Source organism: Pseudodesulfovibrio aespoeensis Aspo-2 (assembly GCF_000176915.2).
Taxonomy (GTDB): Bacteria; Desulfobacterota; Desulfovibrionia; order Desulfovibrionales; family Desulfovibrionaceae; genus Pseudodesulfovibrio; species Pseudodesulfovibrio aespoeensis.
In genome coordinates, this window is sequence record NC_014844.1 from 3,599,686 (window position 1) to 3,614,353 (window position 14,668).

Annotated in this window: 11 protein-coding genes; 1 reads left to right on the forward strand and 10 read right to left on the reverse strand. The window is 61.9% G+C overall.

Annotated elements, in window-relative coordinates; translation table 11 throughout:
• Positions 1 to 15: 15 nt before the first annotated feature.
• From DAES_RS16605 to DAES_RS16625, 5 genes are all read right to left on the reverse strand, one after another.
• A complete protein-coding gene (locus DAES_RS16605) occupies positions 16 to 906 on the reverse strand; it encodes a tetratricopeptide repeat protein (RefSeq protein WP_013516199.1) in 891 nt (296 codons plus the stop codon).
• A gap of 7 nt (positions 907 to 913) precedes the next feature.
• On the reverse strand, positions 914 to 3,361 hold the full coding sequence (gene gyrA / locus DAES_RS16610; protein ID WP_013516200.1) for a DNA gyrase subunit A: 2,448 nt from the start codon (positions 3,359 to 3,361) through the stop codon (positions 914 to 916).
• A 240-nt stretch (positions 3,362 to 3,601) separates the two neighbouring features.
• The gene (gene gyrB / locus DAES_RS16615; RefSeq protein ID WP_013516201.1) at positions 3,602 to 5,995 is read right to left on the reverse strand and encodes a DNA topoisomerase (ATP-hydrolyzing) subunit B; all 2,394 of its coding nucleotides are present in this window, start codon (positions 5,993 to 5,995) and stop codon (positions 3,602 to 3,604) included.
• Positions 5,996 to 7,165 (reverse strand): DNA polymerase III subunit beta, encoded by a 1,170-nt coding sequence (gene dnaN / locus DAES_RS16620; RefSeq protein ID WP_013516202.1) that lies wholly within the window; start codon positions 7,163 to 7,165, stop codon positions 5,996 to 5,998.
• A gap of 147 nt (positions 7,166 to 7,312) precedes the next feature.
• Positions 7,313 to 8,611, reverse strand: coding sequence for a DnaA ATPase domain-containing protein (locus tag DAES_RS16625; protein WP_157864888.1), 1,299 nt, complete (start codon positions 8,609 to 8,611; stop codon positions 7,313 to 7,315).
• A gap of 246 nt (positions 8,612 to 8,857) precedes the next feature.
• Here DAES_RS16625 and DAES_RS16630 point away from each other — a divergent pair, with 246 nt between their 5' ends.
• Entirely contained in the window at positions 8,858 to 10,027 is a 1,170-nt protein-coding gene (locus DAES_RS16630; RefSeq protein ID WP_013516204.1) for a homocysteine biosynthesis protein, read from the forward strand.
• Between the two features lie 73 nt (positions 10,028 to 10,100).
• On the opposite strand, the gene DAES_RS16635 is transcribed toward DAES_RS16630, so the two are convergent.
• The 5 genes from DAES_RS16635 to purD all read right to left on the reverse strand — a co-directional run bounded on the left by DAES_RS16635 (position 10,101) and on the right by purD (position 14,663).
• The gene (locus DAES_RS16635; protein ID WP_013516205.1) at positions 10,101 to 10,871 is read right to left on the reverse strand and encodes an aminotransferase class IV; all 771 of its coding nucleotides are present in this window, start codon (positions 10,869 to 10,871) and stop codon (positions 10,101 to 10,103) included.
• Positions 10,868 to 12,166: a chorismate-binding protein gene (locus DAES_RS16640; RefSeq protein ID WP_013516206.1), complete on the reverse strand. Its 1,299-nt coding sequence runs from the start codon at positions 12,164 to 12,166 to the stop codon at positions 10,868 to 10,870. The genes DAES_RS16635 and DAES_RS16640 overlap by 4 nt, the downstream gene beginning before the upstream one ends.
• Positions 12,132 to 12,683 (reverse strand): aminodeoxychorismate/anthranilate synthase component II, encoded by a 552-nt coding sequence (locus tag DAES_RS16645; protein ID WP_013516207.1) that lies wholly within the window; start codon positions 12,681 to 12,683, stop codon positions 12,132 to 12,134. The genes DAES_RS16640 and DAES_RS16645 overlap by 35 nt, the downstream gene beginning before the upstream one ends.
• A gap of 81 nt (positions 12,684 to 12,764) precedes the next feature.
• The gene (gene purE / locus DAES_RS16650; RefSeq protein ID WP_013516208.1) at positions 12,765 to 13,256 is read right to left on the reverse strand and encodes a 5-(carboxyamino)imidazole ribonucleotide mutase; all 492 of its coding nucleotides are present in this window, start codon (positions 13,254 to 13,256) and stop codon (positions 12,765 to 12,767) included.
• A gap of 129 nt (positions 13,257 to 13,385) precedes the next feature.
• On the reverse strand, positions 13,386 to 14,663 hold the full coding sequence (gene purD, locus DAES_RS16655) for a phosphoribosylamine--glycine ligase (protein ID WP_013516209.1): 1,278 nt from the start codon (positions 14,661 to 14,663) through the stop codon (positions 13,386 to 13,388).
• Between the last annotated feature and the right edge of the window lie 5 nt (positions 14,664 to 14,668).

Consider the following 14,668-nt stretch of genomic DNA (forward strand, 5'->3'; position numbering starts at 1 on the left):
GACCGGGTTCCCGTGTCACTGCTCGTCGGGGGGGAGGATCATCCCCTCTTCCGAAGACGCCTCGTCAGGGTCGAATTCCGGTTCGGGCTCTTCAGGGGGCGGGGGCTGGTTCCGTTTTGGTCCGGTGGGCATGCTGGCGAGCCGGGCCTCCACCACCTTGGGGTTGGGATAGGTGGTCAGAATGGACTCAAGCAGCTTGCGGGCCTCGGGGTAGTCCCGCTCGCTCTCGTAGATGTCGGCCAGCAGAAACACGGCCAGCACCCTGGTTTCCTCATCCACGTCCGGGGTGGCCAGCAGGGTCTCGATGGCGCTCTTGGCCTGATTGGAGTTGCCGATAAAGCTGTAGCTCTGGGCCAGCTCGTAGAGACATCGCGCCTTGCCCGAGCCGTCCACGGCAGAGTCGGCGCAGTTCTCCAGGGTCATGGCCACCAGGTCGTAGTTGCCCATGGAGCGGTGGAGCCTGGCCATGCGCAGCTGGGTGGCGTAGGTCCGCCTGGGCGAGTCCTCGGCGTGGCTCAGGCATTTTTCAAAGGCCTCGATGGCCTTCACCGGGTTGCCGAGCTGGGCATAGACATCGCCCAGCTGGAACATGATCTGCCAGGCCGCGTCCTCGTCCATGCCCAGCTCAAGGTACATGGCTTCGAGCAGGACCACGGCCCGGTCAAGATCGGCCTTGATGGTCACGGCGATCTCGCTGAGCCTGTCCCAGGCCTCGCGGCGAAACTCGCCCTGGGGCTCCACCTGAAGATAGCGCTCGTAATCCTTCTCCGCCTCAAGATAGAACCCCTTGGAGTAAGACTCGCGGGCACGCCGGATGTCCTCGTCGCCGGGCGAGCGTTCGCGCGAGCAGGCCACGGCGAGGAGCATCGCCGTGGCCAGCAGTGTCAGCATGAGTATGCGCTGCATTGGGTTCCTACGAAACGACATCCTTGAGTTCTTCTTCGCCTTCCATGACCAGCTCAAAGCCGATCACGGAGTTGTTGGCGTCCATGCGCACCAGCCTGACGCCCTGGGTGGCGCGGCCTCGTGTCTGGCTCACCTCGGACACGGACATGCGGATGATCTTGTTGGCCGAGGTCAGCAGGATCACGTCGTCGCTCTCGTTGACCATGCGCGCGCCCACGACCTTGCCGGTCTTGTTGGTCAGGCGCATGTTCAGGATGCCCTTGCCGCCGCGCGACTGCTGCCGGTACTGGTCGATGCCGGTGCGCTTGCCAAACCCGCCCGCCGAGACCGTGAGCAGCTGGTCGCGCTCCGGATCGCCGGTGACCACGCAGGCCACGACCTCGTCATCGCCGCGCAGGGCCACGCCCTTGACGCCCGCCGTGGTCCGGCCAAGGGGCCGCGCGTCGTTGATGTTAAAGCGGATGGCCGAGCCGTCGCGCGTCACCAGGATGCAGTCCACGTCCGGCTCGATCTCGCGGACCATCATCAGCTCGTCGCCGTCGCGCAGGTTCACGGCCCGGATGCCGGTGGACCGGCAGTTGCCGTACAGCCCGATGCTCGAACGCTTGATCATGCCCTTCTTGGTCAGGAACAGGAAGAAGCGGTCGTCGTCGAACTCGCGCAGGGACAGGGCCGTGGTGATGCACTCGTCCTTGTCGAGCGGCAGCAGGTTGGCCACATGGCCGCCCTTGGCGTAGCGACTGCCCTCGGGCACCTGATGCGCCTTGATCTTGAACATCTTGCCCAGGTTGGTGAAGAGGACCAGATGCTGGTGGTTGGTGGTCAGCATGAAGGTGTGGATGAAGTCGCCGTCGCCGGTCTGCACGCCCGAGATGCCCTTGCCGCCCCGGCGCTGGGCCGTGTAGTTGGAGAGCGGGGTGCGCTTGATGTAACCGCGCTGGGACAGGGTGACCACGGTCTCCTCGTCGGGGATCAGGTCCTCGATGTCGATGGCGTCCGGGTTGGCCGTCAGCAGTTCGGAGCGGCGCGGGGTGGAGTAGTTCTCCTTGATTTCCTTCAGCTCGTCGCGGATCACGGACTTGAGGACATCCTCGTTGTTGAGGATGGAGGTGAAGTACTCGATCTTCTTGAGCAGCTCGGCCAGTTCCTCAAGCAGCTTGTCGTGCTCGAGACCGGTCAGCTTCTGCAACCGCATGTCCAGGATCGCCTTGGCCTGGATCTCCGAGAGGGAGAAGCGGGCCATGAGTGCTTCCTTGGCCTCGTCGGGCGACTTGGACGCGCGAATGAGCTTGACCACTTCGTCGATGTTGTCGAGCGCGATGCGCAAGCCTTCGAGGATATGGACGCGCTTTTCGCACTTGTCGAGGTCGAACTTGGTGCGCCGGATGACCACCTCGCGCCGGTGGTCCAGGAAGTAGTCGAGCACGCTCTTGAGGTTGAGCAGCATGGGCCGCTTGCCCACCACGGCCATCATGTTGATGCCAAAGCTCGTTTCGAGCGGGGTGTACTTGTAGAGGGCGTTGATGATGATGTCGGCAATGGCTCCGCGCTTGAGATCAAGCACGATGCGGATGCCGCGCCGGTCCGACTCGTCGCGCAGGTCGGCCACGCCGTCTATCTTCTTTTCATGCACCAGGGCCGCGATCTTCTCCACCAGGGTGGACTTGTTGAGCGCGTAGGGGATCTCCCTGATGACGATGGCCTCCTTCTTGCCCCGGCCCGTCTCCTCGATCTCGACCACGCCGCGGATCTTGATGGAGCCGCGGCCAGTGGTGTAGGCGTCATAGAGCCCCTGCCCGCCGTAGACCAGCCCGCCCGTGGGAAAATCCGGCCCCTTGACGAAGGCCATCATGTCCTCCACCGTGCAGCCTGGATTGTCCAGCAGGTGGACGCAGCCGTCGATCAGCTCAGACAGGTTGTGGGGCGGAATGTTGGTGGCCATGCCCACCGCGATGCCCGTGGTGCCGTTCAAAAGCAGGTTGGGCACCTTGGTCGGGAGCACGGTCGGCTCCTGCATGGTGTTGTCGTAGTTGGGGCGGAAATCAACGGTCTGCTTCTCGATGTCGCCGAGGAATTCGGAGCACAGCCGGGCCATGCGCACCTCGGTGTACCGCATGGCCGCCGCCGCGTCGCCGTCGATGGAGCCGAAGTTGCCCTGGCCGTCCACCAGCGTGTCGCGCATGGAGAATTCCTGGGCCATGCGCACCAGCGCGTCGTAGACCGCCGAGTCGCCGTGCGGATGGTACTTGCCGATGACGTCACCGACCACGCGCGCGGACTTCTTGTATGACCTGTTGTGGTAGTTGCCCAGGTCGTGCATGGCAAAGAGAATGCGCCTGTGCACGGGCTTGAGCCCGTCCCTGACATCGGGGATGGCGCGCCCGATGATGACACTCAGGCTGTACTCAAGATAGCTTTTCTTAAGTTCACTTTCGATGCTAATAGTGTCGTTCATTATGCCTCCGGTTATGCCTCTGGCCTCACGGCCTCCGGCTGTCCGGCACACCCGCCGAAGCAGGCTGCCGGGAATCTTCCAAACCCATGTCGTCGCTCGCCCGGCCCCTTGGCCGGATTCCATGGCGACACGGAAAATTTTCCACTCTCAACTTCCGGGGCTCAAGCCTCTGCGCCAGCCCCAGGACAAAGAGAGGCCGGGGGGATCTTTTAAACCCCCCCCCGGCACTCCCGCGCAAACCTAGATGTCCAGCTCCTGCACGGCCAGGGCGTTCTTTTCGATGAAGGCGCGACGCGGCTCCACGTTGTCGCCCATGAGGTCCATGAAGATGTCGTTGGCCCCGGCCGCGTCCTCAATGGTCACCTGGAGCATGGTCCGCTTCTCCGGATGCATGGTGGTTTCCCAGAGCTGTTCGGGGTTCATTTCGCCAAGACCCTTGTAGCGTTGGATCTGCCAGCCGCGCTGGGCCTCCTCGATGACCGAGTCATAGAGCGCGAAGATGCCGCTCACGGGCTTTTCGCCATCCTTGAGGACCAGGGCGAAGTCAAACCCTCCGCAGGCCTGCTTGAGGTCGGTGTAGGTCTTGTAGGCCTGTTTGTAGAGCTTGGAGTGGAAGAACTCCATGGCCAGACGCATGCGGTGGCCATTGCTGCTCTCAAAGGTGACGTAGGTCCGGTCCTTGTCCATCTCCGCGTCATGTTCGGTCTCGATGTACGCCTTGTAGCCCAGGGCCTCGAAGCGGGCCTTGAAGGCCTCGTGATCGTGGGATTCGAAGTGCGTGAAGCTGATGCGCTCATCATGGTTCATGAGCGCCTGGAACAGCCCCGGCTCGACCCCCACGGTCTCGACCTCGGTGAACTTCTGCCGCACGAAGCGAATGGAGGTCATCATCTCCATCAGTTGTTTTTCGATGAACCGCTTGCCGGACTGGGCCTTGATGATGACATCGGTGCCGACCTTTTCCATGAGGAAGGTCTCAAGCTCAATGTCGTCCTTGATGAACTTCTCGAACTTGCCCTTGTGGGCGCGGTAGAGCGGCGGCTGGGCGATGTACAGGTTGCCCCGGGTGATCAGCTCCTCGTACTGCCTGAAGAAGAAGGTCAGGAGCAGGGTGCGGATATGCGAGCCGTCCACGTCGGCGTCAGTCATGATGACGACCTTGTGGTAGCGCAGCTTGTCGTAGTCCTGCTCGTCCTCCTCGTGGCCGATGCCGATGCCCAGCGCCGTGATCATGGCGCGGATTTCCTTGTTGCCGAGCATCTTGTCCATGCGGGTCTTCTCGACATTGAGGATCTTGCCGCGCAGGGGCAGGATGGCCTGATGCTTGGGGTCGCGGCCCTGCTTGGCCGAGCCGCCTGCCGAGTCGCCCTCGACGATGAATATTTCCGAATCCTCGGGACGCTTGGACTGGCAGTCGGCCAGCTTGCCGGGCAGGGAGTTGTCCGACAGGGCGCCCTTGCGCCGCACCAGGTCGCGGGCCTTGCGGGCCGCCTCGCGGGCGCGGGAGGCATCGACCACCTTCTCGATGATGAAGCGGGCCTCCTTGGGGTTCTCCTCGAAGAAGACGTTGAGCTTCTCGTAGATGACGCCCGCCACCAGGCCGCTGGCCTCGGAGTTGCCGAGCTTGGTCTTGGTCTGGCCTTCAAACTGCGGATCGGGCAGCTTGACCGAGATGACCGAGGTCAGCCCCTCGCGCACGTCGTCGCCGGTGAGCTTCTTGATGAGCTTCTTGGGCAGGTCGCCGTTTTGCACGTAGTTGTTGATGGCCCGGGTCAGGGCGGTCTTGTACCCGGCCAAGTGCGTGCCGCCCTCGATGGTGCGGATGTTGTTGGCAAAGGTGTAGGTGTTTTCCTTGTAGCCCGCAGTGTATTGCAGGGCGAATTCCACGATCATGTTCTCGGATTTGCCCTCGCCGTACACGATCTCGCCGATGACGTTCTGGCCGGAGTTGAGATCCTTGACATACTGGCGGATGCCACCGTCGAACTTGAACTTCTCGTTGTCTCCGCTGCGCTCGTCCTTGAACTCGATCTCAAGACCGGAGTTGAGGTAGGCCAATTCGCGAAACCGCTTGCGCAGGGTGTCGTAATCAAACTGGTTGACCTCGAAGATATCCTCATCAGGCCGAAACCGCTGGGTGGTGCCGGTGGCATCGGACGGACCGAGTTCCTCCAGCTCATGGACCACGGCCCCGCGTTCGAACTTCATGCGGTAGGTCTTGCCATTGCGCCTGACCGTGGTCTCCATGAACTCGGACAAGGCGTTGACGCAGGAGACGCCCACGCCGTGCAGGCCGCCGGAAACCTTGTAGGAATCATTGTCGAACTTACCGCCTGCGTGGAGCATGGTCATGGCCATCTGAACAGCCGGGATGCCCTCCTTGGGGTGGATCTCGACCGGGATGCCGCGGCCATTGTCGGTCACGGTGCAGGAGTTGTCCATGTGCAGGGTGACCTTGATGGTGTCGCAATATCCTGCCATGGCCTCGTCAATGGAGTTGTCGATGACCTCGTAGACGAGATGGTGCAGGCCACGGATGTCGGTGGACCCGATATACATGGCCGGGCGCTTGCGGACCGCCGCAAGCCCCTCAAGATGCGTGATGGACTCGGCTGTGTACTGATTATCGCTCATCTAGACGTTTTCCTCGGTGTAGTAAGTATCTTCCTGGATCATCATGGGCATGACGATCACGTTGTAATCGCGATCATCGACACCGGTCAGGCCGCAGGGGGCCTCGGTACCGGTCAGCGTGAACTTGACGGTAGGCGAATTGAAATGGTTCAGGATCTCGATGAGATTCCTGGTGGGAAACGCGATGCGCTTCATGTCTCCGGCAAAGGTGGCGTCGATGGATTCGCGTGCCGTGCCCGTCTCCTGACCCTGGGCCGAGATGGTCACCTCGCCCTCGCCAAAGGTGAAGTAGGCGCAGCGGTTGGAATCGGTGTTGAACAGGGCCACGCGCGACAGGGCATCCACCAGCTCCAACCGCTTGACCTCCAGGGTCGAGACATTGTCATCGCCGAGCTTTGCCAGGAAATTGTTATAGTTGGGATACTGGTAGTAGGACAGCGGCAGGGTGAAGGTCTCCCGCTGGTCGCCGGTGCGGAAGAAGAGCCGCTTGTGGCTGATGGCCAGCTCGATCTCGTCGGAGGTGAGCCATTTCTTGAGCTCGCCGATGTACTTCTTCTGGATGAGCACGCCCTCTTCCGGGAGCATGGCATAAATGTCATCGTTGACAAAGTTGAACATGGCGAACTGATGGCCGTTGAGACCGCAGACCTCGACCCGCTTCACGCCCATGCTCTCGCGCGGCACGAAGTAGATGCAGGCAATGGCCTCCATGGAATCCTCGTCGGAGATGCAAAAGGCGATCTTGTCGATGATCTCGTGGAGGAAATCGCCGGACCAGAAAACCGTGCCGTTTTCCGGGAAGCTGGAAAATTTCTGGAACCATTCCGGATCATTGACCGGGAATTTGTATTTCTTGGCCTTTTGCTCCACCAGCACGTTCTGCTTGGCCTCGTCGGTGCGCAGGGTCAGCTCGCCCTGGTCATTGCGCAGCTGCTTGACCAGATCGTAAAAGGCGCGGCCCTGCACGCCGGCCAGCCCGTCCTCCTCGATGGAGGCGGGATACGAGCCCATGAATTCCAGGTTCGAGTCCGTGCTCATGATGTTCAGGTTGCCGTTCTCGCACTGCAGCCAGATGGTCCGCAAAAAGGCGGCGCCTGTTTTGGCCGGAATGATGTTGGCCGATTTCTGGAGGCCTTCGATGATCTCATCCCTGTTCACTTTCAGAAACATAAATAATATCTCCTTGATTGAGATTTATTGGCTCGGTTCGTTTGTTCCTTGTTAATGCATGTGCCTGAAATAAAAATAAATATTATGCACAGGCATCGGAACATTTCACGAACCGGTTGTGCGTGAAACCGGTGCATTCACCGTTTGTCACGGCAAGCGACATTTTGTCTTCAACTTTTTCAACAGTTGTTTCAATTCAAAATCATCCTCTTGCAATTGCTCTATTTTTTTGACTGAATACAGGACTGTGGAGTGGTCCTTGCCGCCAAAGGCCCGACCCAGGGCGGGATAGGAGGTGTTGAGCAACTGGCGGCACAGGAACATGGCCACCTGCCTGGCCTGGGCAATGTTCTGGTGGCGCTTGGTGCCGGTCAGCTCCTTGATGTTGACGCTGAAGTGTTCGCTGACCACGGTCATGATCTTCTTGGGCGTCAGGTCGTCGGTGGTCTTTTCCTCGGTGTTGGCCATGATGTGCTCGAAATCGCGCTGGGTCATCTCTTTCTTGACCAGCTCCTTGAAGGCGAAGAGCTTGAGCAGCACCCCCTGGAGATAGCGGAAATCGGTGAAATGCTGGGCCAGGGTCAACACCTGCTCCTTGCTCAGGAGCAAACGCTTGAGGCGGCACTGGCGCTGGATGTAGCCCACCCGGATTTCGAGATCCGCCTCCTTGAGGGTGACGATGAGCCCCCAGCCCAGGCGGGATTGCAGGCTTTCGTCCAGAAAGTCGTAGCTGGCCAGCTTGTCGCGGCAGCAGATGATCATCTGCTTTTTGTTGTCGTAGAAGTGGTTGAAGAGATTGACCACCTCCTGCTGGAAATGGGGATGTTCCCTGATCTTCTGAAAATCGTCGATGAACAGGAAATTGTACTCAAAGAGATGGTTCCTGGCCCGGAACGGGTCGCCCTTGAAGCGGATGGTGTAGAACGAATTGAGCTCGTCCATGGAGCCGATGAATATCTTGGAATGATCGTGCTTCTTGCTGATCTCGTTGGCCACGGCCCTGATCAGGTGGGTCTTGCCTGACCCGCCCGGCCCGCAGACGATGAACGGGTTGAAAAGCGAGGCCGACTGTTTGGCCACCTCCCGTGCCGAGGCGATGGGAAAGTAGTTTTTCTTGTTGATCAGAAAAGTGTCAAAGGTGAATTCCTGGCCAAAGGGAAAGTCGATCCGCTTGATCACATCGGCGGCTTTGACGCCGGTGCCGCGCTCCAGGCTTCCGTTGTCGCGGTAGCTGACCACATAGCCGGTGCCAAGGAACATGTTCAGCTGCGCCTCGAACCTGTCCTGGACCTCGCTCTCGAACCATTTGGCGAAAAAAGCGTGGGGAAAACCGACCACAATGCGCTTGCCTTCCTCCTCGTACACGAGGTGCAGCGGGTCGAACCAGCGCTTGAGTTCGGCGTCGGTGCTGGTCTGGAGCAGATGTTGGCGCAGGGAGTGTTTCACTATGACTTTTTGCTGTTGCGGGCCATTATGCAAGGCATTGGGAAAATTGGGAAAAAAAACCTGGAATTCAGGTCTAAAAAACATCTCGAAATTTCTTCGATTCTATACCCCAAAAGCGCGGGGAAGCCAAGGGCTGCGGGGCTGTTTTCCGGGATAAATCCATTGATTTGCGGGCATATTTGGGACATGATGCGATTCCTGTTGAAAACACGGTGGAATTTGGCTTGAATGACCGCTGGAGGGACCATGGCCGAGCATCAGGTGAACAAGACGATCCAGGAAATCAACGACCGCATCCGCAGGGGCAAGGCCGTGGTGGTCAACGCCCATGAGATGGTCGAGATCGTCCGCAAAGAGGGCAAGGTCCGCGCCGCCCAGGAGGTGGACGTGGTGACCACGGGCACCTTCTCGCCCATGTGCTCGTCCGGGCTGCTCTTCAACATCGGCCAGCAGCCGCCGGTGATGAAGGTCTCCAAGCTGTGGCTCAACAACGTGCCCTGCTACTCCGGCATTGCCGCGGTGGACGCGTATCTCGGTTGCACCGAGCCGAGCGAGGACGACCCGCTCAACAAGGTCCACCCAGGCCGCTTCGCCTACGGCGGGGCCCATGTCATGGAGGATCTGCTGCGCGGCAAGGCCGTGCACCTGCGGGCCGAGGCCTACGGCACGGACTGCTATCCGCGCCGCGAGCTGGACAAGGATATCACCCTGGCCGATCTGCCAAACGCGGTCATGTTCAACCCGCGCAACTGCTACCAGAACTACAACTGCGCCGTGAACCTGACCAGCCGCACCATCTACACGTACATGGGGCCGCTCAAGTCCAACTGCGCCAATGCCAACTACGCCACAGCAGGCCAGCTCTCGCCCTTGTTCAACGACCCCTATTTCAGGACCATCGGCATGGGCACCCGCATCTTCCTGGGCGGCGGCACGGGCTATGTCATCGGCGAGGGCACCCAGCATGTGTCCAAGCCCCAGCGCAACGAGCGCGGCCTGCCCGAGAACCCGTCCGGCACCCTGATGCTCAAGGGCGATTTCAAGCAGATGGACGCCCGCTACGTGCGCGCCCAGTCGATCCTGGGCTACGGCGTGTCCCTGGCCGTGGGCGTGGGCATCCCCATCCCCATGCTCAACGAGGAGATGGCCTTTTTCACCGGCGTGTGCGACGCGGACATCACCATGCCGGTCAAGGACTACGGCTACGACTACCCCAATGGCATTCCCCGCCAGCTGACCCGCGTCACCTTCGAGGAACTCAAAAGCGGCGAGATCATGGTCAATGGCAAGAAAACCGCGACCATCCCCCTGACCAGCTACTCCATGTCCCTTGAGGTGGCTGACGAGCTCAAGGCGTGGATCGAGCGGGGCGAGTTCCTGCTGACGGAAAAAGTGGCCGATATTCCAAGCTACTAGACTGTTCAAACAAAACAGGAACGGGCCGTCCGAAAGATCGGGCGGCCCGTTTTTCTTGTGTGGTGCGGGTCGGTCAGAGCCCGTCTTCCAGGATCAGCTCCGTGACCTCGCGGCAGGCGTCCTCGTCCGGCACAAAGCCGGTTTCGCCGATGGTCGCCACCGGGCGCATGCCAATCAGGGAGTTGAGGATATAGGCGTGCTCAAAGTCGCCCAGGCTGTCCAGGGGGATCGTATCCGGGCTGATCTCAACCACCCTGGCCGCCAGCTTCAGACTGGTGGAGGCGAGCCGATAGGGCGAGTCGGTTTCGTGGAATTTTCCGTCGCGCCGAAAGAGAAGCGCGCCCGTGGTCGTCTCAAGCAGGTTGCCGTCAAAATCGAGCAGTGCGGCGTCGTCGAAGCCGCGCGCCCTGGCCCGGATCAGGGCCAGGTGGAAAAACATGTAGCTGGTGGTCTTCTGGGCGTTGAGGGTGGACACGTGGCGATCCTCGCACAGGCAGACCCGGTACGCCTTGTAGGGCTTTGGCTCAAAGGGCGCGGCCAGGATCACCGGATGGGCCGCGGGCGTCTCCATGGGGTAGAAGATGTTGATCCGGGCGGGTCTGCCCTCCAGCCCGTTGCGGTTGAGCACCTGCCTGATGACCGCCTCGAAATCCACGCTGTCATACTCGGCCTGATAGGCGCGCAGCGAGTGGAGCAGCCGGTCCAGGTGCAGCTCCAGGTGGCAGGGCTTGCGCCCGTTGTAGTAGATGGTCTCGAAGAACCCAGCCCCGTAGCGAAAGGCGGGTGCTGCCGGGTCCAGGGTCACGCCCAGGTGGGTGAATTCGCCCTTGCGGTAATGGATCATGGTCCCTCCAGGGTGAGAAATTTCTCCGCCTTGGCCAGTGTCTCCTGATACTCGCTTGCCGGGTCCGAGTCCACCACGATGCCGCTTCCGGCCCAGAAGTCGAAATTTCCCGTGTCCGCGTTCCACGCCGCCGTGCGGATGGCTATGGACGAATCCAGTTCGCGCTCGCCACGGACCGCCAGCATGGAGCCGCAGTACACGCCCCTGGAGTGCGGCTCCAGCGCCTCGATGATGGTCATGGCGCTCGCCTTGGGGCAGCCGGTCACCGACCCGCCCGGAAAGGCGTTGAAAAACAGGTCCAGACAATCCCGGTCATCGCGCAGCCGTCCGGTGACATTGCTGTACATCTGGAGCAGCCGGTCCACGCAGAAAACAGACTTGTGGCCCTCAACGCGCACTGAGCCGGGTTGGCAACAGGCCGAGATGTCGTTGCGGATCAGGTCCACGATCATGGACAGCTCCGCGTCTTCCTTGGCCGATCCGGTCAGCCGGGCCAGGACTTCCGGGTCGGTCTCCCCTTCCCCCTCTTTGAGCCGCAGCGTGCCCTTGATGGGCTGGGACAGGACCAGCTCCCCCTGCACCCGCAAAAACCGCTCGGGCGAGGTGGAGATCACCCGGTGCGGCCCGGACGCGAAACAGGCGTAAAACGGCGCAGGCCGCGTCCGCCACAAATGCAGGAACAGCCCCGCCGGATCAAGGCCCGGCCAGTGGCCGGTGAACCGCGTCGAGAGGTTGAGCTGGTAGACATCCCCCGCCCTGATCCGGGCCAAAGTCTCGCGCACCCCGGTCTCATAGGCCGCGCGCGGCAGGGACATGCGCACCCCGGCCCGGTCAAACCCGGACACCCCGGCGCGCTCTTGTAACCCGATCCGCTGCCCGATCCCCTCCAGCCGGGCTTTGAGCGCATCCACGGTCCGCTCTTGGCCGACCAGGGTCATCATGCCGCTCGCGTGGTCGTATTCCGCCACGGCTGCGTATTTCTTCAGATGGCCCAGGGGAAAATCAAGCGGCTTGGTTGAGGGAATCCCGCGCAGGATCAGGCCATAGGTGTAGCTGACAAACCCGAAGGCCGGGCCGGGCGAGCCGAAACAGAACGCCCTGACCTGGTCCGGCGTGGTCCTGGCCGTGAAAACCAGCTCGTCCGCAACGCCCACCCCGATCAGCGGGACAGTGGCTGCCGGATGGCCGGGCACGGATAAAAGCGCGTCCGCGCCTGCCTCGCGTACCAGTTCTCCGGCCAGTCCGTCGAACGCCAGCCGGTCAAGCAAGGCCGAGAAAGTCGAGCGCCTGGGCAATGAACGCGCCTCCGTCCGGGGTCATGAAGGATTCCGGGTGAAATTGATATCCAAGCAATCTGTCGGCCCGCGACCCAAGGCACATGATCACCCCGGCGTCGTTTCTGGCCAGCACGTCCAGCCCTCGGCCCACCCGGCTCACATGGAGCGAATGATACCGGGCCACCCGGCGCCGCTCCCCGGCCCAGTCGATGGCCTCGGCCCGGCCATGCACACAGCCAGGCAGCGGCTCGGTGCGCCCGCCCCGCCACTGGTTGATGATCTGCATGCCCAGACACACGCCCAGCACCGGCCCGCCCGCCTCGAAAATCCGGTCATAGCCCGGATATTCCTCTGGCCTGCCCGGACCCGGCGAGATGACCACCAGATCGGCCCGGGCCGGATCAAGCCCTGGTAGTCCGGCATAGGGCACCACCCCGACCTCCACCCTGACCTCTGCACCGGCCATTGAGACCGTCAGCAGATGCTCAAGGTTCCTGGTGAAGCTGTCCGCGTTGTCGATGAGCAGGATGCGCATGAACCGTCCTGTTCCCGTCCCGTCCCGTCCTGCCCTCGCCCTGCCTGCTCTGCCCGCACGCTGCGCCGCGCCAGGGCCGCGTCAGGAACGCTCCAGCGATGCGGCGGCCTTTTCCACCGATGCCTTGAAGCCGTCGCGCGCCTGCCGGATCTTCTCCGCCACACGATCATCATGCAGGGCGATGATCTGCGCCGACAACCAGGCCGCGTTCTGCGCGCCCACCTTGTCCAGGGCCACCGTACCCACCGGAAAGCCCGGAGGCATCTGCACCGTGGCCAACAACGCGTCCATGCCGCCCAGAGGCGAGGCCGTCAGTGGCACGCCCAGCACCGGCCTGATGGTCTTGGCTGCCACAGCGCCCGCCAGATGCGCTGCCAACCCGGCCGCGCAAATGAACACCTGACAGCCCGCAGCCTCATACTCGGCCACCAGCCGGGCCGTGCGCTCAGGCGTGCGGTGCGCCGACGAAACCGTGAACACATGATCAATGCCCAACTCCCCAAGCAAATCCGAACAGGGACGCATCTTCTCCTCGTCTGAAATGGAACCCATGAAAATCACGACCTGTGGCATCGGCACTCCTTTGTGATGATGGTGGTGTTGCCTCCGGCGGCCAGGGGGGAAGGGGAGAGGGGAAACCTTTGAGAAAAGGTTTCCCCTCTCCCTTCCCCCTCTGGCCGCCGGAGGCATTCGTTTCCTCTGTCAACTCAGCCGTTTCAGGCCTTTGTCGGCGATGTCACGGCGGTGGTAGCTGTTGTCGAAGTGGATTTTGTCCACGGCTTCATAGGCGCGTTTCTGGGCATCGGCCAGGGTGTCGCCCAGGGCGGTGACGCAGAGAATGCGGCCACCGCTGGTCAGGATTTTGCCGTTATCGAGCCGGGTTCCGGCCTGGAACACCTTGACGCCGGGCAGGGCATCGGCCTGTTCGATGCCGGCGATTTCCATGCCCTTGGGGTATGCGCCGGGGTAGCCCTTGGCGGCCATGACCACGCCGCAGGCGGTCTGCGGGGTGGAGCGCACCTTGATCTTGTCGAGCATGCCGTCGATGCAGGCGAACATGATGGTCAGCAGGTCGGTCTCCAGGCGCATGAGCAGCGGCTGACATTCGGGATCGCCGAAGCGGACGTTGTATTCGAGTACGGACGGGCCGTCTTCGGTGTACATGAGTCCGGCGTAGAGCACGCCCTTGAAGGGTTCGCCCTTGGCGGCCATGTGTTCGAGGATCGGCTTGATGCACAGCTCGGCAGTTTCGGCGTATTTTTCCTCGGGCAGGATGGGGGCCGGGGAATAGGCGCCCATGCCCCCGGTATTGGGGCCGGTGTCGCCCTCGCCCACGGCCTTGTGGTCCTGGCTGGAGGGGAGCAGGGCGTAGTTCTTGCCGTCGCAAAAGGCGAGAAACGAGGCTTCTTCGCCTTTGAGGGCCTGTTCCACGACCACGCGCGCGCCTGCCGAGCCAAAGGTGCGTTTGACCATCATGTCGGTCAGGGTGTCCACGGCCTCGGCCACGGTGGCGGCCACGACAACGCCCTTGCCCGCGGCCAGCCCGTCGGCCTTGATGACGATGGGCGCGCCCTTCTTGCGGACATGGGCCACGGCCTCGTCATATTCGTCGAACACGCGAAAGGGCGCGGTGGGCACTCCGGCCTCGCGCATGACGGTCTTGGAGAACGCCTTGGACCCTTCGAGATTGGCGGCGTAAGCATTGGGGCCGAAGCAGGGGATGCCCTCGCGGTCCAGGGCATTGGCCAGTCCGAGCACCAGGGGCAGCTCGGGCCCGGCCACCACCAGATCGACCTCGCGGTCGCGGGCCAGGGCGACCAGACCGGGAATGTCGTCGTCCTTGACCGGGATGTTTTCGCCGAGCAGGGCGGTGCCGCCGTTGCCGGGCGCGCACAGGATCGCGGTCACTTTGGGACTTTGGGAGAGCTTCCAGCAGATGGCGTGCTCGCGCCCGCCGCCTCCGACAACCAGTATCTTCATTCCAG